This window comes from Microcystis sp. M_OC_Ca_00000000_C217Col, from assembly GCF_007095585.1.
GTDB classification, from domain to species: Bacteria; Cyanobacteriota; Cyanobacteriia; order Cyanobacteriales; family Microcystaceae; genus Microcystis; species Microcystis panniformis.
In genome coordinates this window covers 1-7,508 of the sequence record NZ_SFBV01000353.1, presented here as the reverse complement: position 1 = coordinate 7,508, position 7,508 = coordinate 1, and the positions used below count along the sequence as shown (strand labels likewise).

Below are 7,508 nucleotides of genomic sequence, written 5' to 3'. Positions count from 1 at the left end.
TTCACCGTCGCCTTTTCTACCTAAAAAACCCCCAAGAGAAGCAATCATTCTGACCGCTTCTGGCCAAGGAGGGCGGCTTTTCAGGTGGCGGACCCTTTTTATGAATAGTGGCAAGCATCTCACCTTTGTAACCCCTAAATCAGGTTTTTATGTCAAGCTATTTTGAAAGCCTTGCTAGAAAACAGTTTTAGGGATAAGTATAATTACTCACTTGCATAAATGAGATGCTCCCCACACAAAAGAGATTAGGATTAATCCCATCGCTGAGGGTAAATATCAAGTGGAGTTATTGGGGTTGGATGTGTTTGACCCGGTTACAATGAAAGTGGACTCAGAACCGGGTAAGAATGTCCCCGCTTGGTTTCTCGATACTGACTACAACGGCCTATGTTTCCACGTCAATCAGGCATTTTTCCCCGTACCGGCGCTTGGGATTCGATTAAGAAAGCGGCTCTTCGGTTTGTGTTATGCAATGGAGCGATTTTTGTCAATTGTTTTTGCTCTAGAGCGAACTAATCAATTAAGTCTCTTGCCAGATAAGGATTTAGTCGATTTATGCCCCCCTATCGAACAGCTTTAAAGGGAACCTATGAGGAATCAGTCTGGGAACATCTAGCAGGGACAACCAGCGCACCTTTTGCAGTGGGAGAACATCGGCAAATTGCCGTTAAAGTGATTGATGACCGGGGGAATGAGTTGTTAGTGGTTAAGAGTTTAAATTAGCAGAATTAAAGAAAAGAAAACTAATATGAATGCTTACAAAAAATATGTGACAATTGAGCGATCACATCAGTTGATTTTATCCGATTTACCCTTTCGATCCAGTCAAAGAGTAGAAATTATTATTTTAGGCGAAGATAGTCAGGAAACTAACCATCAATTAGAGGAGTTACGGCAAAAAATTGATAGTGCAACCGAGCAAATTTTAGCGGGTAATGTAACCGATGAGGAATTAGTTTTTGAGCAGTTAAAAACAAGATTAAGAGAAGAATATGGCTTAAAATAATGGCAATTTATCAATTCTCCCAAGAGGCAATTAATGATCCGGGGTCAGCGCATCTCAAACGCCATTGACAATTGACCAATTTTGTTATCCGTTTGCTGTGTGAGCATTTCAAGCGATACCAGTCAATCAGAATAGTTACGAACTCGATCCATTTGGTCGATTGTTGCTCAACAATTGAGAAGGCAAATTCTACCCAAATATGCCCAAATTGTGGGTAGGCAACCTACATAAAGTTCATTTTGTCAAGAATTTTTAAGATGCACTTACCCTGTGTTAATTTTCTGGTTTGACCCGGTTACAATGAAAGTGGACTCAGAACCGGGTAAGAATGTCCCCGCTCGGTTTCTCTATACTAACTACAATGGCTTATGTTTCCACGTCAATCAGGCATTTTTCCAGCTTTAAAGGGAACCTATGAGGAATCAGTCTGGGAACATCTAGCAGGGACAACCAGCGCACCTTTTGCAGTGGGAGAACATCGGCAAATTGCCGTTAAAGTGATTGATGACCGGGGGAGTGAATTGCTAGTGGTTAAGCAATTAAAATGAGTTGGAGGTCGTTATGGCAATTGAAATTAAATCTCTAGTTCCTAAATTTGGACCTGATGGTAACTACCATGTAGGCTATATTGGATTTACCTACAGTGAAGGAAATATCATCTCTGAAGGAATCGCCTATTTTACCCGTTGGCATCGAATGAGCGACATAAAGGTTTCTCATGCTTTAATTGTCACCGGAGACAATAAATGTGTTGAAGCTCATCTTGAAACCGGAGTTGCTGAAAAAGATTTGAGTGAATATTTTAATGATCCGCACTGTCAAATCTTTTTCAGAAAACCGAAAGGATTAACTTCGGATATAGCCAAAAAAATTGTCGAAAAAGCCGAGGAGCAAAAAGGCTGTAAGTATGACCTTGATTTAATTGAACACATGGTAGAAGTCCACAGCATTGTAGGGTGGACAATTAATAAGCTAACCCGAGGTGGCTACGAAAACCGTATTACTCTGGCTCATGAAGGAGATGACAAGTGGATTTGCAGTGAATTAGCTGCTCATTGCTTAGATGAACAGCCAGAATACAAAGACAAGGGAATACTAAGCAAGCTAGATGCAACAATAGATCCTCAAGAATTATTTGAAGATCAGACGATATTTGAGCCTTGGAAAAAGGCGTAATTTTCTGGACACCTCGAAAACTAAAGATGCTTATTGAGAATAACCCGGTATATGATGGTTAGTTTTCGCAATAAGACAATTTATCGGGGTGTCCTTCTTTTTTTCCTACTACTTCCCACTTAACATCAAAACCGTCAAGCCATGAATCCTAGCGAGTTTCTCAGTCGTGAGATTATACGTCCTTTAATCACCCTTGCCATTCCGGGAGGAGTGGCGATCGCTCCTTATGTTTACTTATTACATAGCAACGATACAGTTCGTGGTTTTTGGGAACAGCACGAAGTAGCGATGATTTTCTTTCTGCTAGTCATTTCTTTAGCAGTTGGATTACTTTTAGAAGATATTGGCGCAGAAATCGAAAAATTCTATCGAGATCAGTTTGATCCGACAGGAACCACTTGGAATAGTTATCTAAAAAAACCAGCTTACTCAGAATTAAAGGATTTAGAAACTCCCCCGACAGGTATTTATATTACTGAAACAGCTAAAGACTATATTAACTCAATTGTCCTTCGGCTGAAGTTTGAGTTAGGAATGTTTATAGCGATACTTTTTGCTTTTCCTGGTCTAGTTTGGATATGGCATTTGAATTGCGATCCGATAAACTACGTTTGGTTAGTAGGTTTACCTTTATTATTATCCTTGTGCGGATATCTCTTATATGAAGCTCTGAATAGCGTTGAATTACTTCATGAAACCCGAAAAGCTATTTTAAATGATAAGAGAAACTCTGGGATAATAAATGTCGGAGCAATTTTCAAAGCAGCAATTTTCGGAGCAATTTTCGGGACAATTTTAGGAGCAATTTTAGGAGCAAGTATCGAAGGAATTCCCGTAGTACTTCCCAGAATATTTAGCTCTATTAGCTTTAGCCAATTCGGTAGCTGGTTACAAACAGGAGCAGTCTTAGGATTTCTTTTGGGAACAACTAATGGAGCATTGTTTGGAGCATTGTTTGGAGCATTGTTTGGAGCATTGTTTGGATTGAGTGATCCAACATGGCAGCCAGTTTCTGGACTACTTCTTGGAGCAGTTTTTGGACTACTTTTTGGAGCAGTTTTTGGACTACTTTTTGGAGCAGTTTCTGGATTATTTTTAGGACTCGGTTCTAGGGGATTAATCAGTGCGGTGTTCGGAGCATTTTTTGGGGCATTTCTTGGAGCAGTTCTTGGATTATGTTTCAGTAACAACTCAGTAAATAAACCTATTTATGTAGTTATTTTATGCTTGATTTGGTTTAGTGTTTTAATATTTGTTGCTTCAGCATTTTTAGATACAAGACTATGTATTATAAATCCAGCAAATAATACTACAAAATTTTTCGCAAATCACCCCATTATTTTTCAAGGGAAAGCCTATGGACATATTGAGAAAATAAAAGCAAAAGTATCACAAAATGGAATAAATTTCCCTGAAAAAGAGAAGGTTGCCTTTCCCAGCCAAAATAAATGGTCATTTGACGAAACCTTGAGCAATACCAACAACTCTGAAATTCCCTACGATATTACTATAGATGGGTTAGATAAGCAGGATAATTTGATTGCAGAAGGCAAAGTAAGAGTAATTATTGTAGATCCTTAAAATATGTACTACGAAGTAAACCAACCCATCCTCAACTCACCTTTTGATGAACCCTTGATGAAGTTAAATCAGCCGTTTATCGAGCTTGCTTATACTTAGAATAATTCTATGTCAGCCAAAGATATTTTTCATCAATCCGTGTGTATTGCCCTCGAAAAAGATGGCTGGAATATCACCCATGATCCCCTTTATCTTAAAGTCAATGACGTAGAATTTTACATCGACTTAGGTGCGGAAAGATTAATTGCCGCCGAAAAATTATGTCAAAAAATCGCCATAGAGATTAAATCTTTTTTAGGGACATCTGAAGTCACCGAATTTCATCTCGCATTAGGACAAATCCTCAATTATCGGTTAGCATTAAAACAGGAAGAACCCGAAAGGATTCTTTATCTAGCCATTCCTCAAGATACCTATGAAGACTTCTTCTCTCGTCAATTTATTCAAGACGCTGTAGCAGAATATAAAATTAAACTTTTAATCTTTAATTCTCTCAAACAAGAGGTGGTATTATGGAAAGAATAAACTACTCTCAACTGATTCAAGACATTCTCACCCAACATTCAGTTAATGACAGCAAAAATGACAGAGAAACTCAACTTATTTTTGACACAAAACGCCATCATTATCAAGTCTTAAATATTGGGTGGAAAGAGCAAAAGCGAATCTATGGTGTGATTATTCATCTTGACATAAAAGATGACAAAATCTGGATTCAAAGAGATGGAACAGAAATCGGCATTGCCAATCAATTAATCGCTGCTGGTGTTCCTAAACAAGATATAGTCTTAGGTTTTCAGGCTCCCTATAAACGCAGTTTAACCGAATTTGCCTTGAGTTAATACATAAGAAAAAAATCCTAAATAAGTGTATGTCCTACGAAGTCAACGAACCTATCCTTAATTCCCCCTTTGATGAACCCTCACAATACTGGTTCATCCGAGAAGGTTATGAACCGGAATTAAAAGAAGGGAGAAGACCAGCTATCGTTTACCCACCCCGGGAAGGTAATACCGAATGGGAATTAGGACAAGTTCTCAAACTTTCATCCCCCGATGAATTTTTCCCAGGTTATGAAATGACCCTAGTTAACCGCATCAGGAAAGAAGTTAAAGAATGGAGAAGACAACAGTATCCCGGTGTCAGCCGTACCACCTTAGAACTATTAGAATACTGGAGCCGAGAAGGAAGAGAACATCGCCTATTTTTTGCTCAAAAAGAAGCAGTAGAAACCATCATTTTCTTAATTGAATCTCGCACCGACTTTCGCCAAGGGATTCATATTCCCCAAGATACCCCCATTGACAGCACCCTGAAAGCTTTCATCCGCTGCGCCTGTAAGATGGCAACCGGAAGCGTCAAAATAACAGTGATGGGGATGTTAGCAGCATGGTCTATCCTCAACAAAGTAGCAGATCGCAGTAACGCTAAATTCTCCGATATTGTCCTGATTATCTGTCCCAATATCACCATTAAAAGTAGATTACAGGAACTCAACCCCGACAACGGCGAAGCTTCTTTGTATCGCACCCGTGACCTCGTACCTTCTCACCTGATGGACAAACTGAGACGGGGTAAAGTCTTAGTGACAAATTGGCATATTTTTGAAAAGCGAGTGGTGGCTGATACCGATCAATGGGAACGGGCAGCCGCCTATATTATTGACAATCATCCCGCCACTGCAGCCTTTGTTAAAAATGAACGCTTAGGGTTTACTATTCCCAGACTTTATTATCCGTCTGAAGACAGCTAAATCTAACTATTTAATTTTAGAAACTAAAGGATGGGACGAACTGAGGGAAGTGAAGGAAGCAGCGGCTAAACCCTGGTGTAATGCCATTAATACCGACGGCAAACACGGTCATTGGCAATACTTTTTAACTGGATTGAGCAAAGTTAAAGAAGGAATTGATCAAGCAATGAGAGAAATCGAAGCATTAACCAACTAAATTTTCGATAACTTTTCTGGAAGGCAATCGCCGGTACAGAGTACCCTTGATCTTAATCAGAGAAAAAGTGCATGAGTGATTTTGGCGGCATTCCGCTCCCAATCAACACCCTGGATCGGGGTTGGGGAAGTGGCGAGAAAAAAAGCTGGTAAAATAACTCTAGGCAACCTTAAAAAGAATTCATGAAAGCGCAAACAACAAGTAAAGATAGCCTGATCCTACGGCAAGAAGTAGTGGGAGCGCGTCGCCCTAGTAACTATTTTTGGGCTGTAATCGTCTCTATTGGCGGTCTAGGGTTTCTCCTCGCCGGTCTTTCCAGTTATTTGAAGGTCAATCTACTTCTCGTTAGCGATACCAGTGCCTTGCAATTTATTCCCCAAGGAGTCGCCCTCCTCTTTTATGGCACTGCGGGGACTCTTTTAGCCATCTATCTCTGGTTATCTCTCCTCTGGAATGTCGGAGGTGGTTACAACGAGTTTAATAAGGAAACTGGCAAAGTTAAAATCTTTCGTTGGGGCTACCCCGGCAAAAATCGTCGCGTTGATCTCGATTGGCCCCTCGAAGATGTGCAAGCTGTGCGGGCCGAAGTGCGAGAAGGACTCAACCCGAAACGGGAACTATTCCTGCGGATTAAACAGCGTCGCGATATCCCTTTAACTCGCGTCGGCGATCCTATGTCCCTCTCGGAATTGGAAAATCAAGGAGCGGAACTCGCTCGTTTTCTAGAAATTCCTCTAGAGGGATTGTAGGCCTTTTTTCGCTCTTTTTGGCTATAAAATGATGAAGATAAGAAAATCTGGCTGGCTGTCTGTGGTTTGTGTTTTTTTAATCACAACGACCACACTTTTTGGCTGTTCTTCCCCGGAAGCTAACTCCACCCCCGATAATTCTATTATCACCCAAACCTCTCAACCTGCCAGTTCGGGCAGTGTCAACATGGATAATTACAAACCCCGCTTAGATGGAACTGCTGTCGTCGAGATGATCATCAAAGGTAAACCGGTAACGATCGAAATTGATGGCAATGCAGCCCCAGTTACTGCCGGTAACTTTGTGGATCTGGTGGGGAGAGGTTTTTATAATGGTTTAACTTTCCATCGCGTGGTTACAGAACCGCAGCCTTTTGTCGCCCAAGGTGGTGATCCCCAAGGTCGCGGAACCGGTGGTTTTGTTGATCCAGAAACCAAGCAATCCCGTTATGTTCCCCTAGAAATTCTCCTCAAAGACGAAAAAGAGCCGATTTATGGGCAAGCAATCGGTCAACAGGCCACGTCGCGCACTCCTATCGTCGCTTTACCCCATAAACGCGGTGCGATCGCGATGGCCCGTTCTCAACAACCTAATTCCGCTTCTTCTCAGTTTTATTTTGCCCTGTCGGATATCAATTTCCTCGATGGTGATTATGCCGTTTTTGGTTATGTCACTAAGGGAATGGAAGTGATCGATACGATTAAACAAGGGGATAAAATTGACTCGGCCAAAGTTATTTCCGGTGCAGAAAATCTGAAAAAATAGCGCTCGGATTGGGTGAGTCCGCGCGACGATAATTTAATCTTCGCCGTCACCCACCCAATCATTTAATATTCCGATAACTGATAACTGATAACTGATAACTGATAACTGATAACTGATAACTGATAACTGATAACTGATAACTGATAACTGATAACTGATAACGGCTCTTCTCGACTTTGTGTGATAATTTTTGCTTATGGAATCGTGAAATGCTTATCGGGTAACACTTTTAGGACTATTTTGTCGAAGAAACTATCAGTATAGACCTCGTTTCCACACAG

At 40.8% G+C, this 7,508-nt stretch carries 11 protein-coding genes and 1 pseudogene; 11 read left to right on the top strand and 1 reads right to left on the bottom strand.

Annotated features, from left to right (window positions below; all coding sequences use genetic code 11):
* A pseudogene (locus EWV66_RS22875) lies at window positions 1-118 on the bottom strand (IS4 family transposase); the annotation flags it as partial.
* Between the two features lie 437 nt (window positions 119-555).
* Here EWV66_RS22875 and EWV66_RS22870 point away from each other — a divergent pair.
* The 11 genes from EWV66_RS22870 (at window position 556) to EWV66_RS22820 (ending at window position 7,227) form a co-directional block, all read left to right on the top strand.
* On the top strand, window positions 556-723 hold the full coding sequence (locus tag EWV66_RS22870) for a DNA methyltransferase (protein WP_287116047.1): 168 nt from the start codon (window positions 556-558) through the stop codon (window positions 721-723).
* Window positions 724-748: 25 nt separating this feature from the next.
* Window positions 749-1,006, top strand: a complete 258-nt coding sequence (locus tag EWV66_RS22865; protein WP_052276447.1) for a hypothetical protein — start codon at window positions 749-751, stop codon at window positions 1,004-1,006.
* A 368-nt stretch (window positions 1,007-1,374) separates the two neighbouring features.
* Window positions 1,375-1,554, top strand: coding sequence for a DNA methyltransferase (locus EWV66_RS22860; RefSeq protein ID WP_287116046.1), 180 nt, complete (start codon window positions 1,375-1,377; stop codon window positions 1,552-1,554).
* A 13-nt stretch (window positions 1,555-1,567) separates the two neighbouring features.
* Window positions 1,568-2,182 (top strand): C40 family peptidase, encoded by a 615-nt coding sequence (locus tag EWV66_RS22855; protein ID WP_004161316.1) that lies wholly within the window; start codon window positions 1,568-1,570, stop codon window positions 2,180-2,182.
* A 141-nt stretch (window positions 2,183-2,323) separates the two neighbouring features.
* Window positions 2,324-3,763, top strand: a complete 1,440-nt coding sequence (locus EWV66_RS22850) for a glycine zipper family protein (protein ID WP_287107173.1) — start codon at window positions 2,324-2,326, stop codon at window positions 3,761-3,763.
* 108 nt (window positions 3,764-3,871) lie between these two features.
* Window positions 3,872-4,288, top strand: coding sequence for a XisH family protein (locus tag EWV66_RS22845; RefSeq protein WP_287107172.1), 417 nt, complete (start codon window positions 3,872-3,874; stop codon window positions 4,286-4,288).
* Window positions 4,276-4,605 carry a XisI protein gene (locus tag EWV66_RS22840; RefSeq protein WP_004162692.1) on the top strand — a complete coding sequence of 110 codons (330 nt, stop codon included), beginning with the start codon at window positions 4,276-4,278 and terminating at the stop codon, window positions 4,603-4,605. Before EWV66_RS22845 ends, EWV66_RS22840 begins: the two co-directional genes overlap by 13 nt.
* Window positions 4,606-4,634: 29 nt before the next feature.
* Window positions 4,635-5,516, top strand: a complete 882-nt coding sequence (locus EWV66_RS22835; RefSeq protein WP_287107171.1) for a restriction endonuclease — start codon at window positions 4,635-4,637, stop codon at window positions 5,514-5,516.
* A 49-nt stretch (window positions 5,517-5,565) separates the two neighbouring features.
* Window positions 5,566-5,712 (top strand): hypothetical protein, encoded by a 147-nt coding sequence (locus EWV66_RS22830; protein WP_002761017.1) that lies wholly within the window; start codon window positions 5,566-5,568, stop codon window positions 5,710-5,712.
* A 182-nt stretch (window positions 5,713-5,894) separates the two neighbouring features.
* The gene (locus tag EWV66_RS22825; RefSeq protein ID WP_002767839.1) at window positions 5,895-6,461 is read left to right on the top strand and encodes a photosystem I assembly protein Ycf4; all 567 of its coding nucleotides are present in this window, start codon (window positions 5,895-5,897) and stop codon (window positions 6,459-6,461) included.
* Window positions 6,462-6,489: 28 nt separating this feature from the next.
* Window positions 6,490-7,227 carry a peptidylprolyl isomerase gene (locus tag EWV66_RS22820; RefSeq protein ID WP_004161322.1) on the top strand — a complete coding sequence of 246 codons (738 nt, stop codon included), beginning with the start codon at window positions 6,490-6,492 and terminating at the stop codon, window positions 7,225-7,227.
* Window positions 7,228-7,508: the final 281 nt, after the last annotated feature.